Annotated in this window: 16 protein-coding genes and 1 riboswitch; of the genes, 14 read left to right on the forward strand and 2 right to left on the reverse strand. The window is 37.1% G+C overall.

The features are described from left to right. The first annotated feature begins 23 nt into the window (after positions 1 to 23). A riboswitch (glycine riboswitch) is annotated at positions 24 to 112 on the forward strand. Positions 113 to 291: 179 nt separating this feature from the next. The 3 genes from gcvT to gcvPB are packed head-to-tail and all read left to right on the forward strand — an operon-like array spanning position 292 to position 4,220. After that, a complete protein-coding gene (gene gcvT / locus F1560_RS07350) occupies positions 292 to 1,407 on the forward strand; it encodes a glycine cleavage system aminomethyltransferase GcvT (protein WP_149473987.1) in 1,116 nt (371 codons plus the stop codon). Positions 1,408 to 1,420: 13 nt separating this feature from the next. Continuing rightward, complete coding sequence (gene gcvPA, locus F1560_RS07355) at positions 1,421 to 2,770, forward strand: aminomethyl-transferring glycine dehydrogenase subunit GcvPA (RefSeq protein ID WP_149473988.1); 1,350 nt, start codon at positions 1,421 to 1,423, stop codon at positions 2,768 to 2,770. Beyond that, complete coding sequence (gene gcvPB / locus F1560_RS07360) at positions 2,763 to 4,220, forward strand: aminomethyl-transferring glycine dehydrogenase subunit GcvPB (RefSeq protein ID WP_149473989.1); 1,458 nt, start codon at positions 2,763 to 2,765, stop codon at positions 4,218 to 4,220. Before gcvPA ends, gcvPB begins: the two co-directional genes overlap by 8 nt. 41 nt (positions 4,221 to 4,261) lie before the next feature. Here gcvPB and F1560_RS07365 read toward each other — a convergent pair whose 3' ends face one another. Beyond that, on the reverse strand, positions 4,262 to 4,639 hold the full coding sequence (locus F1560_RS07365) for a rhodanese-like domain-containing protein (RefSeq protein ID WP_149473990.1): 378 nt from the start codon (positions 4,637 to 4,639) through the stop codon (positions 4,262 to 4,264). 357 nt (positions 4,640 to 4,996) lie between these two features. On the opposite strand from F1560_RS07365, the gene F1560_RS07370 reads away from it, so the two are divergent. The 3 genes from F1560_RS07370 (at position 4,997) to F1560_RS07380 (ending at position 9,289) form a co-directional block, all read left to right on the forward strand. Continuing rightward, positions 4,997 to 7,558 carry a vitamin B12-dependent ribonucleotide reductase gene (locus F1560_RS07370; protein ID WP_149473991.1) on the forward strand — a complete coding sequence of 854 codons (2,562 nt, stop codon included), beginning with the start codon at positions 4,997 to 4,999 and terminating at the stop codon, positions 7,556 to 7,558. Positions 7,559 to 7,709: 151 nt separating this feature from the next. After that, entirely contained in the window at positions 7,710 to 8,132 is a 423-nt protein-coding gene (gene mntR / locus F1560_RS07375; RefSeq protein ID WP_095306978.1) for a transcriptional regulator MntR, read from the forward strand. A 263-nt stretch (positions 8,133 to 8,395) separates the two neighbouring features. Next, positions 8,396 to 9,289: a patatin-like phospholipase family protein gene (locus tag F1560_RS07380; RefSeq protein ID WP_149473992.1), complete on the forward strand. Its 894-nt coding sequence runs from the start codon at positions 8,396 to 8,398 to the stop codon at positions 9,287 to 9,289. 99 nt (positions 9,290 to 9,388) lie between these two features. Here F1560_RS07380 and F1560_RS07385 read toward each other — a convergent pair whose 3' ends face one another. Beyond that, positions 9,389 to 9,766 carry an SA1362 family protein gene (locus F1560_RS07385; RefSeq protein WP_149473993.1) on the reverse strand — a complete coding sequence of 126 codons (378 nt, stop codon included), beginning with the start codon at positions 9,764 to 9,766 and terminating at the stop codon, positions 9,389 to 9,391. A gap of 289 nt (positions 9,767 to 10,055) precedes the next feature. On the opposite strand from F1560_RS07385, the gene F1560_RS07390 reads away from it, so the two are divergent. The 8 genes from F1560_RS07390 (at position 10,056) to spoIIIAE (ending at position 15,844) form a co-directional block, all read left to right on the forward strand. Next, on the forward strand, positions 10,056 to 10,565 hold the full coding sequence (locus F1560_RS07390; protein WP_149473994.1) for a YqhR family membrane protein: 510 nt from the start codon (positions 10,056 to 10,058) through the stop codon (positions 10,563 to 10,565). A gap of 107 nt (positions 10,566 to 10,672) precedes the next feature. Then, a complete protein-coding gene (locus tag F1560_RS07395; protein WP_149473995.1) occupies positions 10,673 to 11,734 on the forward strand; it encodes a M24 family metallopeptidase in 1,062 nt (353 codons plus the stop codon). Between the two features lie 23 nt (positions 11,735 to 11,757). Next, positions 11,758 to 12,315: an elongation factor P gene (gene efp / locus F1560_RS07400; RefSeq protein WP_149473996.1), complete on the forward strand. Its 558-nt coding sequence runs from the start codon at positions 11,758 to 11,760 to the stop codon at positions 12,313 to 12,315. A gap of 228 nt (positions 12,316 to 12,543) precedes the next feature. Next, positions 12,544 to 13,521, forward strand: coding sequence for a stage III sporulation protein AA (spoIIIAA, locus tag F1560_RS07405; RefSeq protein ID WP_149473997.1), 978 nt, complete (start codon positions 12,544 to 12,546; stop codon positions 13,519 to 13,521). Continuing rightward, positions 13,466 to 13,978: a stage III sporulation protein SpoIIIAB gene (gene spoIIIAB, locus F1560_RS07410; RefSeq protein WP_149473998.1), complete on the forward strand. Its 513-nt coding sequence runs from the start codon at positions 13,466 to 13,468 to the stop codon at positions 13,976 to 13,978. Before spoIIIAA ends, spoIIIAB begins: the two co-directional genes overlap by 56 nt. 22 nt (positions 13,979 to 14,000) lie before the next feature. After that, a complete protein-coding gene (spoIIIAC, locus tag F1560_RS07415; protein ID WP_095306968.1) occupies positions 14,001 to 14,201 on the forward strand; it encodes a stage III sporulation protein AC in 201 nt (66 codons plus the stop codon). 35 nt (positions 14,202 to 14,236) lie between these two features. Beyond that, positions 14,237 to 14,629 carry a stage III sporulation protein AD gene (spoIIIAD, locus tag F1560_RS07420; RefSeq protein ID WP_149473999.1) on the forward strand — a complete coding sequence of 131 codons (393 nt, stop codon included), beginning with the start codon at positions 14,237 to 14,239 and terminating at the stop codon, positions 14,627 to 14,629. A 36-nt stretch (positions 14,630 to 14,665) separates the two neighbouring features. After that, the gene (gene spoIIIAE / locus F1560_RS07425) at positions 14,666 to 15,844 is read left to right on the forward strand and encodes a stage III sporulation protein AE (protein ID WP_149474000.1); all 1,179 of its coding nucleotides are present in this window, start codon (positions 14,666 to 14,668) and stop codon (positions 15,842 to 15,844) included. The last annotated feature ends 2 nt before the right edge of the window (positions 15,845 to 15,846 follow it).

Genomic DNA, 15,846 nt, shown 5'->3' on the forward strand with positions numbered 1-15,846 from the left:
AAATATAAATATTTAATTAGCGGATGAATACAAGGGGAGAGCTTACATTATGTAACGCCGAAGGAGCAAGTTAAGAGCGAATCTCTCAGGCAAAAAAGACTCTTGTAGGACGCAACTCTGGAGAGTGTTTACTAAGCTTAGTAAACCACCCACGAAGCAAATACTTATAAGATTCATCGAATGTGTTTATAAGTATGCAACTTTCTGGTTTAAGGACAGAGATTTCTTCAGTAAGGAAGGAATCTCTATTTTTGTGCACTTTTTCAACAACTATTAGGAGGAGTGGATGGTATGAGCGAGTTGAAGCAAACACCTATCTTTTCAGAATATGAAAAATATGGGGCAAAAACAATTGATTTTGGCGGCTGGGATTTACCAGTACAATTTACCGGGATTAAACAGGAACATGAAGCAACTAGAACAAAGGCAGGATTATTTGATGTTTCTCATATGGGGGAAATCGCAGTAAAAGGTCCAAAAAGCTTAGAATTCCTGCAACATGTCGTAACAAATGACGTCTCCAAGCTAGTTCCAAATCGTGCACAATATACCATTATGTGCTATGAAAATGGTGGGACAGTCGATGATTTAATTATTTATATGCTAGCAGAGGACGATTATTTGTTAGTAGTTAATGCGGCAAATACAGAGAAAGATTTCGAATGGTTGCTTCAACATAATACGTATTCTGAAGAGGCCTTAACGATTACAAATGTTTCTGCTGATTATGTGCAATTTGCATTACAGGGTCCAAATTCAGAAGAAATTCTGCAACAACTTACAGAAACAAATCTTTCGGAAATAAAGTTTTTCCGTTTTGATGCAAATGTTTCGTTTGAAAATTCGGAACATACTGCAATCGTTTCACGTACCGGCTATACGGGGGAAGATGGATTTGAAATCTATATTGACAAATCAGAGGGACCAGCGCTGTGGAATCGACTACTTGAAATTGGTAAAGACAAAGGTCTCGAGCCAATTGGGCTTGGTGCCCGAGATACCCTTCGTTTTGAAGCAGGTCTTGCATTGTATGGTCAGGAATTATCAAAGGGTATCAGTCCAATTGAAGCAGGGCTTTCATTTGCTGTAAAAGTGAATAAAGAAGCAGACTTTATTGGAAAAACGGTTTTAAAAGAACAAGTAGAAAGTGGAACTGCAAGGAAATTAGTAGGAATTGAAATGATCGATAAAGGAATTCCGCGTCATGGGTATACCGTGTTAAAAGAAGATGATGAAATTGGGTTTGTAACATCGGGTACACAATCACCAACTTTAAACAAAAATATCGGATTAGCACTTATTGATACCAGGTTTACGGATGAAGGTACAGAATTAGAAGTCCAAGTTCGAAAACGCAAGTTAAAAGCAGTTATCGTAAAAACACCATTTTATAAACGAGATAAATAGGGAGGACATCGTAATGGAATTTCGTTATTTACCAATGACTGAAACCGATAAAAAAGAAATGCTGCAAACGATCGGAGTTTCATCAACAGATGAGCTTTTTTCAGACATTCCAAGCAGTGTACGTTTTCAAGGAGAATTGAATTTAAAGAAGCCAGCGAATGAGTACGAATTAAAAAAAGAACTAACAGAAATGGCTAATAAAAATGCTAGTTTAAGACAATATACATCCTTCCTTGGAGCTGGTGTATACGATCATTTTATTCCATCGGTTGTGGATCATGTTATTTCTAGATCTGAATTTTATACAGCATATACACCGTACCAGCCAGAAATTTCCCAAGGTGAATTGCAAGCAATTTTTGAGTTCCAAACGATGATTTCTGAACTTACTGGCATGCCTGTTGCTAACTCTTCCATGTATGATGGGGGAACCTCTTTAGCTGAAGCGGTTAATTTAAGCGCAGCACAAACAAGACGGAAAAAGGTGCTCGTTTCTCAGGCCGTGCATCCGGAATCACGTGCTGTTATTGAGACATACGCAAGAGGACAAAATGTAGAAATTGTAGAAATTGGCTTGAAAAATGGTTTAACAGATCTGGAGCATTTAGAACAAGAGTTGGATGATACGATTGCTGGTGTGGTAATACAATACCCGAACTTCTTCGGACAAATTGAACCTTTACACAAGGTGGAGGAATTAATTAAACAACAAAAGAAGACCATGTTTATCGTTTCCAGTAACCCATTAGCTCTTGGGTACTTAACACCTCCAGGTGAATTCGGTGCAGATATCGTCGTTGGTGACACGCAAGTATTCGGGATTGCTGGACAATTCGGTGGACCTCACTGTGGATACTTTGCAACAACCGAAAAATTAATGCGAAAAGTCCCTGGACGTTTAGTTGGACAAACAAAGGATGAAGATGGTGTTCGAGGATTTGTATTAACATTGCAGGCGAGGGAGCAGCATATTCGTCGTGATAAAGCGACGTCGAATATTTGTTCTAACCAAGCGTTGAATGCACTTGCTAGTTCTGTTGCAATGAGTTCTATTGGTAAGCATGGATTGCGGAAAATGGCAACTTTGAATATGCAAAAAGCTCGATATGCAATTGCGCAATGTAATGCAGCTGGATTAGAGGTTGTATATGAAAATTCAAGCTTTAATGAATTTGTTGTGAAGTTTTCTGAATCAGTACCAGCTATAAATGATAAGCTTTTTGAAAAAGGAATTATTGGCGGATACGATTTGGAACGCCATTATCCTGAATTAACGGGACATATGTTAATTGCTGTAACAGAAATTCGTACAAAAGAAGAAATCGATACGTTTGTTAAGGAATTGGGGGATATCAATGGCTAATCAAGAGTTTCCATTAATATTTGAACGTAGTAAAGAAGGAAGAACGAGCTATAGCCTACCGGACTTGGATGTGCCTGAGCTTGATTTCGATGCTGAACTGGATGACGTATATGTAAGAAAAACTCCACCAGAGTTACCAGAGGTAAGTGAACTGGAAATCATGCGTCATTATACAGGACTTTCCAACCGAAACTATGGGGTGGACTCTGGATTCTATCCGCTGGGCTCCTGTACGATGAAATATAATCCAAAAATCAATGAAGATGTTGCACGTTTGGAAGGATTCAGTCATATTCACCCATATCAAGATCCAAAGACGGTTCAAGGGGCAATGGAGATGCTCTATGACTTACAATCATCTTTAAAAGAAATTACTGGCATGCATGAAGTTTCTTTACAATCAGCCGCAGGTGCTCACGGAGAATGGACTGCATTAATGATGATTCGCGCATTTCATGAAGCGAATGGTGATTTCAATCGAACAAAAGTTATTGTTCCGGATTCTGCCCATGGTACAAATCCAGCATCAGCTGCAGTTGCCGGATTCGATGCGGTAACAGTAAAGTCAAACGAAAAAGGAATTGTAGATTTAGAAGACTTAAAACGCGTTGTTGGAGATGATACTGCTTCACTTATGCTAACGAATCCAAATACGCTTGGATTATTTGAAACAGAAATTATGGAAATGGCAGAAATTGTTCACGCTGCAGGCGGGAAATTATATTATGATGGTGCGAATTTAAATGCGATTATGGGTTATACACGTCCAGGTGATATGGGATTTGATGCTGTACATTTAAATCTTCATAAAACCTTTACTGGCCCGCATGGTGGTGGTGGACCAGGATCTGGACCTGTTGGTGTATCTAAAGAGCTCGAACCTTTCCTACCTAAACCGATTATTACGAAAAAAGAGGATCAATATGTATTCGAATATGATAGACCTCAATCAATCGGTCGTGTTAAGCCATACTATGGAAACTTTGGAATTAACCTCCGTGCCTATACGTATATTCGAACAATGGGAGCAGAAGGTCTGAAGAAGGTAAGTGAATATGCTGTGTTGAATGCAAATTATATGATGCGTAAATTGGAAAAAGCATATGAATTACCGTACAATCAGCATTGCAAACATGAATTTGTGCTGTCCGGAAGTAGACAGAAGAAATTAGGGGTACGAACATTGGATATTGCCAAACGACTACTCGACTTTAATTACCATCCACCTACCATTTATTTCCCTTTGAATGTGGAGGAAGGCTTGATGATTGAGCCGACAGAGACAGAGTCGAAGGAAACATTAGATGGATTTATTGATGCGATGCTTCGAATTGCTGAGGAAACAGAAAATAATCCTGAAATTGTACAGGAAGCACCACATAATACAATCGTGAAACGAATGGATGAAACTACAGCAGCAAGAAAACCTATTTTAAGATTTTATAAATAACGTTAAATAAAAATAAGCCCGAGGAATCTCAGGGCTTATTTTTATTGGTTTTTAGATTTAATTTTACCGGTCCATTTCTTGAAACCGCCTTTTAAATGGTAAATATCCTGAAAGCCTTTTTTGTGAAGTAATTGTGCTGCTCTTGCAGAACGAGTACCACTTTGACAATAAAGATACACAGGCTTATCTTTACGCATTTCAATTAAACGCTGACGCATTTGACTTACAGGAATATTTCTTGCTCCAAGAATATGACCTCTGTCAAATTCTTGAGGCTCTCTCACATCTATTAATTGAGCTTTCCGATATCCTTCTCGGAATTGATCTTCCGTTAGTACTTTCAAATAGTTACGTTGTCTATAATAGCGGAATAAACCAACTGCAAGCAAGACAACTACGGCAATAATTAAAAACTCCATTTTACTTCCCCCGTCTGTCCAAAAAATGTTCATTATCTATTCTATTATATGGGTTGATACGGTATTTTTCAAAGTTTTTCTCTATCATTAAAAAAAAGTACGCGATTTGTTGTTTGTAACATAAAATAATTGCTTAAAAGGTCATCGAATTTCATGTAGCGAAGATTATTTCCTTCTAGCAGATTATTCAATTTAAACTTTCCTAATTCATACTTGACAAAATGAATTACACATGAATTTTGCCCATATATAGTACGTATTTAAAAAATTAACACTATATATCGTTTAACTTAGGCTTGTTTTGTGGTATTGTAGTAACGTTGAATTTTGTAAAGAAAGGTTTAAAGGAGAGATTAAATGTCGATTATGACAAAGGAAACAAACAGGATTGATGTGGAAGCACTAAACAAAGATATAGAACTATTTCCTCCTGTACACCCGATTACACCAGATATGAAATTGACCCATAAGGGTGTTTCTCGCTTGGTCATGCTCGATCGGTATGCGTTTAAGGATACAGAAAAGAAAACCTTGAAAACTGGAGATTTTGTCGTTTTAACAGTGAAAGCTGATCCGAAATTTCCGGCGAGGGGTCTAGGATTTGTTAAAGCAATTAATTGGCAGGAAAATAAAGCGAGTGTTCAAGTGGACACAGAATTTATCTCCGTGCTTGATGATGAACAAGAAGCAGCGACGGGGATTATTGAACGATCTCTTGACGTAATCGAAAAACCATTAGAAGTATATTATGAACAAATCGCAAAACGAAATGCAGCTGGATTAGCGAATGTAGAAAAGACTGAAGAAAAAGAGCAATATTGGTTTGAGACATTTAATCAAGAGCTTGCGGAATTAAACTTCATTCCGGCAGGACGTGTCTTATACGGAGCAGGGGCAGATACAGATGTAACTTACTTTAACTGTTATGTGATGCCTTATGTAAAAGACTCAAGGGAAGGGATTTCTGATCATAGAAAGCAAGTAATGGAAATTATGTCTCGTGGGGGCGGAGTTGGAACGAACGGTTCAACCTTACGTCCAAGAAACGCATTAGCAAGAGGTGTGAATGGGAAATCTTCTGGGTCTGTTTCATGGCTTGATGATATCGCAAAGCTGACACATCTTGTGGAACAAGGTGGATCCCGCAGAGGCGCTCAAATGATTATGTTAGTAGATTCTCACCCTGATATTATTGAGTTTATTATTTCTAAAATGCAGAACCCAAGAATTCTCCGTTATCTGATTGAAAATACCGACGATGAACAAATCAAACGGCTGGCAGAAGAAAAACTGAAATTTGCACCTTTAACAGAAACAGAATTTGATCTTTATCAGAGTGTCGTAAATTATAAAACAATGCCTGGTCTTGGTGGTTTCACTGAGGCTGCAATTCGTGAAGCAGATGATAAACTCAGTGCAGGGGGAACATACTCTGTTCACAACCCTGAATTTCTGACAGGTGCAAATATCTCCGTATGTATTACAAAAGAATTTATGGAAGCCGTTGAAAATGACGATATGTATGAACTGCGCTTTCCAGATGTAGAAAATTATACTAAAGAAGAAATGGCTTTTTATAATGAAAAATGGCATGAAGTTGGCGATGTCCGTAAATGGGAAGCGATGGGGTATGGTGTACGTACCTATCGTAGGATAAAAGCAAAAGAATTATGGAACTTGATTAATGTGTGTGCAACGTATTCCGCAGAACCTGGAATATTTTTCGTCGACAATGCAAACGACATGACGAACGCCAAAGCATATGGACATCAAGTAGTAGCAACGAACCCATGTGGTGAGCAACCCCTTGCACCATATAGTGTGTGTAATTTAGCAGCTGTAAATCTAGCTGAAATGGTCAATAAAGAAACAAAAACAGTTGACTATGAAAAATTAAAACAAACTGTAAAAACAGGCGTAAGAATGCAGGACAATGTTATTGACGCAACTCCTTATTTTCTAGAAGAAAATAAAAAACAAGCACTCGGAGAACGTCGTGTAGGACTTGGTGTAATGGGGATGCACGATTTATTAATTTACTGCGAAACAGCTTACGGCTCAGTTGAAGGCAATGAGCTAGTAGATAAAGTGTTCGAAACAATTGCAACAACTGCATATGAAACATCCATTGAAATTGCTAAAGAAAAAGGTAGTTTTCCATTTTTAATTGGAGAAACAGAGGAAGAAACTTTGGATCTTAGAAAAGCATTTATAAGTACAGGTTATATGAAAAAAATGCCTGAATCGATTCGAGAAGCTATACTAACGTATGGTATTAGGAATTCACATTTATTGACTGTTGCTCCTACTGGCAGCACAGGTACAATGGTGGGTGTTTCAACAGGATTAGAGCCATACTTCTCCTTCTCGTATTTCAGAAGCGGAAGACTTGGGAAGTTTATAGAAGTAAAAGCAGACATCGTACAAGAGTATTTAGATAGCAATCCAAATTCAGATCCAGATAATCTGCCACATTGGTTTGTGACTGCAATGGACCTTTCACCTGAAGCGCATGCAGATACCCAGTGTGTCATACAGCGTTGGGTAGATAGCTCGATATCAAAAACAGTAAATGCACCGAAAGGGTACACGGTTGATCAAGTAGAAAATGTTTATCAAAGACTTTACAATGGTAGAGCAAAAGGTGGAACGGTATATGTAGATGGAAGTCGTGATTCTCAAGTACTTACATTGAAAGCAGAAGAAAACACGGTAGGTGAACAAACTGAACTATTTACGGATACTGAAAAACCGAAAGTTGTTTTAATGGACACGATTCAGGAGTTAGAACGAACAAACGTTACGATTGGTTCAGAAATTGGTGACACTTGTCCGGTGTGTAGAAAGGGAAGTGTAGAAGAAATCGGTGGATGCAACACATGCACAAGCTGTGGTGCACAATTAAAATGTGGTCTGTAATCGTTAGAAGAAGAGTCAGCATTGGCTCTTCTTCTTTGTTTTCCCATCTAAAATAATATAACTTGTGTTAATTTGTCTTTTCCTGTATCCTCATAGTAGAGAAACAGTTTTGCCCTAAACAAAAAATATTCTTGAAACGAGGAGATCTAACATGCCTACTCCAAGTATGGAAGATTATATCGAACAAATATATAACTTAATTGAAACGAAGGGATATGCCCGTGTATCCGATATTGCGGAAGCATTAGAAGTGCATCCATCTTCTGTTACAAAAATGGTACAAAAATTAGATAAAGACGAATACTTAAACTATGAAAAATATAGAGGTTTTGTACTGACTGCGAAAGGGAAAAAAATTGGAAAGCGTTTAGTATTTAGACATGAGCTTCTAGAAGAGTTTCTAGAAATCATCGGGGTAGAAAAAGATAATATTTACAATGATGTAGAAGGTATTGAGCATCACCTAAGCTGGAATTCAATCGATCGAATTGGAGATCTTGTCAATTACTTTAAAACAGATTCCGCAAGACAGGAAGAATTAAAAAAAGTTCAAGCGGAGAGTGTAAAAGAATAAACACCAAAACCATACAGCTCACGAAAGAGCTGTATGGTTTTTTATATGAGAAGTAAATAATGATTGAACGTATTCCTCTTGGACTCACTGCGACTATGGGGTGCTCATGTAGATTTAAGATCTCTATACGCCACGGCAATCTAACCGACATTGTTCTATTCTAAGCGTTTTCGCTTATATATATAAAGAGATTACCCTTTCGTTTCACCTTACGATGTTAGGACAGTGGACTTCATGAAAAAATAAACGTGGGGAGAGTGCGGATGAAGATTGATGCAGTGTTTTCTGGTGGGGGAGTAAAAGCGTTTGCTTATGTCGGAGTACTCGAAAGTATGAAAGAACAACAACTTCAACTAGTGCGAGTAGCAGGAACTTCTGCAGGTGCAATTGTCGGGTCATTAGTAACTGCTGGATATGAAATAAACGAGATTGAAGCGTTTATTCATGAACTTGACTTAACAGAATTTATTGATCCGCCACTTCTAACGAGGCTACTGCCTTTTACTAAGTGGTTTTTCTTGTATAGCCAGCTCGGGATTAATAAAGGTAATAAACTGGAAAGTTGGCTAGAGGAACTTTTAGCTAGAAAGAACATTCGCACATTCCATGATATAAAAGACGGTTACTTTAAGGTTGTTGTTAGCGACCTTTCTTTAGGAAAGCTTATTGTCATACCCGATGATTTAGAACGCGTGTATGGAATTGAGGCCAATTATTTCCCAGTTGCAAAAGCTGTTCGAATGAGTGCAGGATTTCCGTTTTTCTTTATGCCAAAAAAGATGCCTGGCATGTATAAAAAGAAAAGCATTATAGTTGATGGTGGACTTTTAAGTAACTTTCCATTATGGATATTTGACAATGGAGACGATACAAAAAAGAGGCCCGTACTAGGAATTAAATTGACGGACGCAACGGAAAAGGGAATCGGACCAAGGGATATTAAAAACGCCCTAGATATGTATCAAGCATTATTCTCTACTATGAAGCAAGCGCATGATGCCAGGTATGTCTCTAAAAACGATGAAAAAAATATTCTGTTTGTTCCCGTTGCCAGTACAGGTGCAGTTAACTTCCATATTTCAGAAAAAGCAAAAAAAGAATTAATCCAAAGTGGCAAAGAGAACGCCGATCAATTTTTAAAGCGATGGTCGACCTAAAGATTCCTCAATTGTCATGTAAATCTTTAAGGCTTCAGCAACTTGTTTGGGAGTAGGTTACTTACATTTTATAATTGCTAATTATTAAAAAAAGACCGGCTATAAAGAAGCTCGGTCTTTTCGTTTTGCTTTATTTCCTTCAATTACTTTTAAATGAGTAGCACGTTTACTTCGCTTTTTCTTTTGTGTAACAACTGGCTTTGTCTGTTTGGCTACGGTAGGAGATGAAGGTTGTTTGTACTTTGACTTTGATTGCTTCACTGCCTTTTTGTACTTTTTCATGTCATCGGAATTAGAAGGATTCCTTTTGTTAAGTACAAAATAATAAAGCAGAGCGAATACAGCCACCCCAATACCAATCATGATTAAGATGTTTGTTAGGAAGTTAATTGTATTTCCGAAAAGCTGTGAAATTAAACCGATAACTGCTAACCCAATGATCAGGTAAACAACAATAGAAAATTTACTACGGCCCATAAAAATTCCTCCTTCCACAGTCTTGTAATATAATAATAGTCTTTTACTATTGTATATACCACTAAAGTGCACGTTTATATCCTTTTTTTACAAATTAAATTAATATATGTTTCCTGTTAGAAATTGTTTCCTAATTCACACAAAAATATTCAGTATAGGATATGTTTACCTAATTCTATTTTACTCGAAAAAATTGTTTACAACTAGCCTAATATTTTCAAACGGTATTTGTTTGTAATGATTTGTTTGCAGGTGTTTGGTCATAATAATATTTGGAGGTGTAATAACAATGAAGGCGGAGAAACAATCACACACATCTAATTCAGAAGAACAATTTTCATTAATGTCTAGATCCCTTTTTACTGGATTGGTCGGAGGTATAGCTTTAGGCTGTGCTTGGTGTATTTTATATTATTTTAATTTTAGTGAAATATCACCTAAATCTTTTGTACTAAACTCGTGGATTGACGCTAAATGGGTAGATACATGGCTCGGAGATCTTATCACGATACTTATTGTCGGACTGCTTTCCATGGTTGCAGCTTTAATTTATCATTGTGTATTTAAAAAGATTTATTCGATGTGGATGGGAGTTGTATATGGAATCATTCTGTGGGGAATCATCTTTGTCCTTGTACAACCAATTTTTACGAATGTGCCGAATATAACAGATAGTACGTTTTATACCAATTTATCGACCATTAGTTTATTCATTCTTTACGGAACATTTATCGGATTTTCGATTTCCTTTGACTATTATGATTTAAAGGTACAATTAAGGAAGCAATCACAGGAATAGCTTTATTGGACATAGAAGTAAAAATACTCAAATGAAGCGATTTATGTTAGACTTAATTGTACAAAAATAACAAATTGTAACCGTTAAACGATTGAGAGGGAGAAACGATGGAAAAACTGAATAAACTACGAAAAGCACTGGAAAAAAATAAGCTTGATGCGATTCTAATTACGAGTCCAATCAACCGAAGATATGTTACCGGTTTTACGGGTACAGCAGGTATTGCATTGGTATCTCTTGATGACGCCAGATTGATAACTGATTTTCGTTATACGGAGCAAGCAAATGAACAAGCAAAAGAGTTTAAGGTGATTGAGCATAAGCAGCTTATTGAAGGGGAAATCACAGATCAACTAAACCATATGCAAATTAAACGGCTTGGCTTTGAACAGGATTATGTGACATTTACACAATATGAAAATTACAAAAACAACTTTCATGCGGAACTAATTCCTGTTAGTGGATTAGTGGAGGAACTTCGTTTAATTAAAACAAATGAAGAGCTAAATACGATGAAAAAGGCAGCTAAAATTGTAGACGATGCGTTTGTGCATATACAAAAGTTTATTAAACCGGGTGTAAAAGAAATCGATATTTCGAATGAGCTTGAATTTTATATGCGTAAACAAGGTGCGACATCTTCTAGCTTTGATACTATTGTAGCGTCAGGATTTCGTTCAGCATTGCCACATGGTGTTGCCTCAAATAAAGAAATCCAGTCAGGTGAATTAGTTACATTAGATTATGGTGCATTATATGAAGGCTACTGCTCGGATATCACGAGAACTGTTGCAGTTGGAAAAATTTCAAGCGAATTACGAGAAATATATGATATAGTATTAGAGGCAAATCTTCGTGGAGTAAATGGAATTAAACCGGGAATAACAGGTAAAGAAGCAGATGCCCTAACGAGAGACTTTATTACAGAAAAGGGCTATGGTGAAAACTTTGGACATTCTACAGGGCACGGCTTAGGTCTAGAAGTTCATGAGGGGCCTGGATTATCCTATCGCTCGGATAAAGTTCTGGAAAAAGGGATGGTAGTTACGGTTGAACCTGGAATCTATGTGCCTGGAGTTGGTGGCTGTAGAATTGAGGACGATATTGTGCTAACAGAATCTGGAAACGAGAGACTAACCTTTGCTCCAAAAGAATTGATACAACTCTAGGGATACATAAAGGAGGAAATAAAATGATTTCAGTGAATGATTTTAAAACAGGTTTAACAATTGAAGTAGACAATGGCATCTGGCAGGTATTAGAATTTCAACACGTAAAGCCAGGAAAAGGCGCTGCATTTGTACGCTCTAAACTACGTAATTTAAGAAACGGCAATATCCAGGAAAAAACATTCCGTGGTGGAGAAAAGGTTGGTAAAGCCCATATTGAAAATAAAAAAATGCAGTATTTATATGCATCTGGTGATGCTCATGCCTTTATGGATACCAACACATATGAGCAAATTGAACTTCAGACAAGTCAGATTGAAGAACAATTAAAATTTATGAAAGAAAACATGGAAGTACACGTAATCAGTTATGAAGGCGAAGTGCTTGGGGTTGATCTTCCTAACAACGTTGAATTGGAAGTTATTGAAACGGAACCTGGGATTAAGGGAGATACTGCAAGTGGTGGTTCAAAACCAGCTAAGTTAGAAACTGGCCACTCGGTTCAAGTACCATTTTTCGTAAACCAAGGTGATGTTTTAGTTATCAATACATCAGATGGAAAATACGTATCAAGAGCATAATCGTATAAGTTCTTCTTTGAAAAAGCTGCCTTACAGAGGTATTCAATTCTCTGTAAGGCAGCTTTTTGTTGTTTTTGCAAGATTATCTAAAAAGGAAATAGCAATACATCATCAACACATTCCATGTTTTCTGACTTTTATAAGAACGATGAAGCAGCTTGGGTCATAAATTATCTAATCCGACATACATTTACTATAAAGCAGCTTCCAAATAAAGTGGGGAATTAGATGGACGAGATTATGTGTTTGTTTCCAAATGATATGAGACAAGCTATCCAACTTGAAGTTAAAAACAGATGGCAAATGCTACAGGAAATCCGTGTGCGATTAAATCGCCCAATTGAGTTAATTTTTGATGACACGACAGAATGGGTAAAAAACCTTACACCTCAAATGAAAGAGGCTACTTATTTAATTAATCAGCTCAGTCAGTTTTCTTTATATCGGTTGGAGGACGAATTGCGGGAGGGTTATATCACAATCGAGGGAGGACATCGGGTTGGGATTGCCGGGAAAGTAACGACTACCGGAAGCCATGTAAAAGCAATACAGGATATAACTTTCTTTAATATCCGCATTGCTAAAGAAAAGCCTGGAGTTGCCTTACCAATTATCCCGCATATATACAGGGGGAACTATTTGAATACATTAATCATCGGACCTCCACAGACAGGAAAAACGACATTGATTCGAGATTTAACTCGTTTGATTTCCAATGGTTCAAGAGAGATTACGCCGAAGAAGGTCGGAGTTGTTGATGAGCGCTCCGAAATAGGTGCCTCGATTAAAGGAATTCCGCAGCACAATCTAGGGTTACGGACAGATGTAATGGATGCATGTCCAAAGGCTGATGGAATGATGATGCTTGTTCGATCAATGTCACCAGATGTGATGGTCGTTGATGAAATAGGGAACCAAAAGGATATTGATGCGTTGATGGAAGCGGTTAACACAGGTGTTACTGTAATCTGTTCGATACATGGTGGGAGTGTAAACGAATTAAAAAGACGTCCCTCTTTGAAACCGATTTTCAATCAGCATATTTTCGAACGATTTATTGTATTAAAAAGAGATACAAGCCCTGGTCGCATTAGCCAAGTGCTCGACCAGAATGAAAATAATTTGTTTGAGAAATCAAGGGGTGTGACAGATGAAGTGGATTGGAGCACTGCTTTTAATAGGCACAGCCACCTTGGCAGGATTTGAATGGAGCTATAGGTTAACGAAACGACCAAAGCATATTCGTCAATTGAAAAGTGCTTTACAAATTCTCGAGGCTGAAATCATCTATAGCCAAGTGGCTCTATTCGATGCATTTCTATCGGTTTCTAAAAAAATACCAAATCCATTACGAGGATTCTTTGCTTCTCTAGGGAAGGAAATGCAGGGAGAAGCAGTCGACTTTTTTGCAGTTTGGGAGAGCCAAGTAGATGAGCTAATTAGAAAATCAAGTATGCATGAAAATGAAAAAGAAATATTAAAGCAATTCGGTAGAACTCTTGGTCAGCATGATATAAATCAACAGCAAAAGCATATTCAGTTGACCATTGTTCATTTAGACAGAGAGCTAGAAGAAGCCATTGATAACGATCGTAAATATGGAAAAGTTGCAAAGAGCTTAGGTGTATTAAGTGGGGTATTTATTGTGTTGCTACTCATTTGAAATGAAAGAAAGGAGCATTTTTATGTTCACAGATGCATCCATTCTCTTCCAGATAGCTGGAATAGGAATAATCGTAGCATTGATTCACACGATTTTGAAGCAAATGGGTAAAGAAGAAATTGCTCAATTTGCCACACTACTCGGGTTTATTATTGTGCTTGTTATTGTAATCAATGGGCTCTCTGATCTGTTTCAGCAAATTAAATCTGTATTTTTGTTTTAGTACGTATAGACAACCTCTTTTAGGAGCTAAAAGAAATGGATATCCTGCAGATTGCTATATTAGGCGTAGTAGCTAGCATTTTATATATTGTTTTAAAAGATGTTAATAAGTCCTTTGCTTTTTTCCTTATTCTTATTACAGGAATTATTATTTTTCTTGCGGTCATTCATCAAATTAGTGTAATATTCCAAACCATTCAGTCGTTAGGGCAAAAGGCAAATATCGAAGGACTTTACTTGGAAACAATTTTAAAAATTATTGGTATATCTTATATTGCAGAATTAGGTGCGAATTTAACAAAAGACGCAGGGCTTGGTTCTGTTGCGCATTACATTGAGCTTTCGGGGAAAATTTTCATCTTATTACTTGCAGTTCCAATCATAACCGCAGTAATTGAGGCGATTATTAGCTTTTTACCATCCGTATAAATAATCTGTACTGGTTGAAGGGAGCAAACGGGGTGAATGAAATCATATAAAATAATAATCCTATTTCTACTCGGAACTGTTTTTTTCTTGAGTGGACAAGCTACTGTTTCTGCGGCTACAGCTAATGACATAAATATGGATGATAGTATTCTTCAAGAGATCTCTCTTGATGGTGTAGGGAGCTATTGGGAGCAGCTAGTTGAGGATTACGGCGGTTATTTACCTGAGATTGAAAAAACGAGTATCTATGAATTTGTCAAAAATCAAGATTCCTTTTCGATAAAAAATACAATTGTTGCATTTATCGAATACTTATTTCATGAACTAATTGCAAATGGCAAGCTATTAGGAACCTTAATAATGCTCACCTTGTTTTCTGTAATACTACAAACGATGCACAGTGCCTTTGAGCGAAATGCAGTCAGTAAAATTGCTTATTTTGTCATCTATTTGGTACTTATTTTTATTGCGCTAAACAGCTTCTATGTTGCTGTATCTTATACACAAGAAGCAATCGACATGATGAAAGGATTCATGATTGCTTTACTTCCGCTTGTGTTAGGGATGATGGCTAGCTTTGGAAATGTGATTGCCGTTTCTTTCTTTCATCCAATTATCATTTTTCTTATTAATTTCAGTGGAATTTTAGTTTCGACGTTTATTCTACCGTTGCTGTTTCTTTCGGCCATGCTACTAATAGTCAGTAGTTTAAGTGAAAACTACAAGGTGACGCATCTGGCAAATCTATTTAAAACGGTTGGACTTGGAGCTTTAGGCATATTTTTAACCATTTTTTTAGGAGTGATATCTGTTCAAGGTACAGCAGCGGCTATTCAGGACGGTTTAGCAATGAAAACGGCTAAGTTTGTTACCGGAAATTTCATTCCTGTAGTCGGGAGAACATTTACAGATGCTGCAGATACGATATTAAGTGCATCGCTTGTACTGAAAAATGCTGTTGGTATGGCTGGATTATTGATTATTTTACTAATAGTACTTTTTCCAGCATTAAAAATAGCGGCAGTCGCATTGATCTATAAAATAGCTGCTGCAGCACTACAGCCAATAGGAGGCGGTCCAGTCATTACAGCTTTGAATACAATTAGCAATTACATTTTATATATTCTTGCATGCTTACTAGCTGTGTCCTTAATGTTTTTATTGGCCATTGTTATTATCGTTTCTGCTAGTAATATAACTATCCTGCTGAGATAAGG

It is taken from the genome of Oceanobacillus polygoni (assembly GCF_008304605.1).
GTDB classification, from domain to species: Bacteria; Bacillota; Bacilli; order Bacillales; family Amphibacillaceae; genus Oceanobacillus; species Oceanobacillus polygoni.

Bases quoted from the DNA above. Each gene is read 5' to 3' on its own strand.
- spoIIIAD (WP_149473999.1), top strand. From the start codon at position 14,237: ATGGATATCCTGCAGATTGCTATATTAGGCGTAGTAGCTAGCATTTTA.
- spoIIIAE (WP_149474000.1), top strand. From the start codon at position 14,666: ATGAAATCATATAAAATAATAATCCTATTTCTACTCGGAACTGTTTTT.
- gcvPA (WP_149473988.1), top strand. From the start codon at position 1,421: ATGGAATTTCGTTATTTACCAATGACTGAAACCGATAAAAAAGAAATG.
- F1560_RS07390 (WP_149473994.1), top strand. From the start codon at position 10,056: ATGAAGGCGGAGAAACAATCACACACATCTAATTCAGAAGAACAATTT.
- gcvPB (WP_149473989.1), top strand. From the start codon at position 2,763: ATGGCTAATCAAGAGTTTCCATTAATATTTGAACGTAGTAAAGAAGGA.
- F1560_RS07365 (WP_149473990.1), bottom strand. From the start codon at position 4,639: ATGGAGTTTTTAATTATTGCCGTAGTTGTCTTGCTTGCAGTTGGTTTA.
- F1560_RS07395 (WP_149473995.1), top strand. From the start codon at position 10,673: ATGGAAAAACTGAATAAACTACGAAAAGCACTGGAAAAAAATAAGCTT.
- spoIIIAC (WP_095306968.1), top strand. From the start codon at position 14,001: ATGTTCACAGATGCATCCATTCTCTTCCAGATAGCTGGAATAGGAATA.
- efp (WP_149473996.1), top strand. From the start codon at position 11,758: ATGATTTCAGTGAATGATTTTAAAACAGGTTTAACAATTGAAGTAGAC.
- gcvT (WP_149473987.1), top strand. From the start codon at position 292: ATGAGCGAGTTGAAGCAAACACCTATCTTTTCAGAATATGAAAAATAT.
- F1560_RS07380 (WP_149473992.1), top strand. From the start codon at position 8,396: ATGAAGATTGATGCAGTGTTTTCTGGTGGGGGAGTAAAAGCGTTTGCT.
- F1560_RS07385 (WP_149473993.1), bottom strand. From the start codon at position 9,766: ATGGGCCGTAGTAAATTTTCTATTGTTGTTTACCTGATCATTGGGTTA.
- F1560_RS07370 (WP_149473991.1), top strand. From the start codon at position 4,997: ATGTCGATTATGACAAAGGAAACAAACAGGATTGATGTGGAAGCACTA.
- spoIIIAB (WP_149473998.1), top strand. From the start codon at position 13,466: ATGAAGTGGATTGGAGCACTGCTTTTAATAGGCACAGCCACCTTGGCA.
- mntR (WP_095306978.1), top strand. From the start codon at position 7,710: ATGCCTACTCCAAGTATGGAAGATTATATCGAACAAATATATAACTTA.
- spoIIIAA (WP_149473997.1), top strand. From the start codon at position 12,544: ATGGACGAGATTATGTGTTTGTTTCCAAATGATATGAGACAAGCTATC.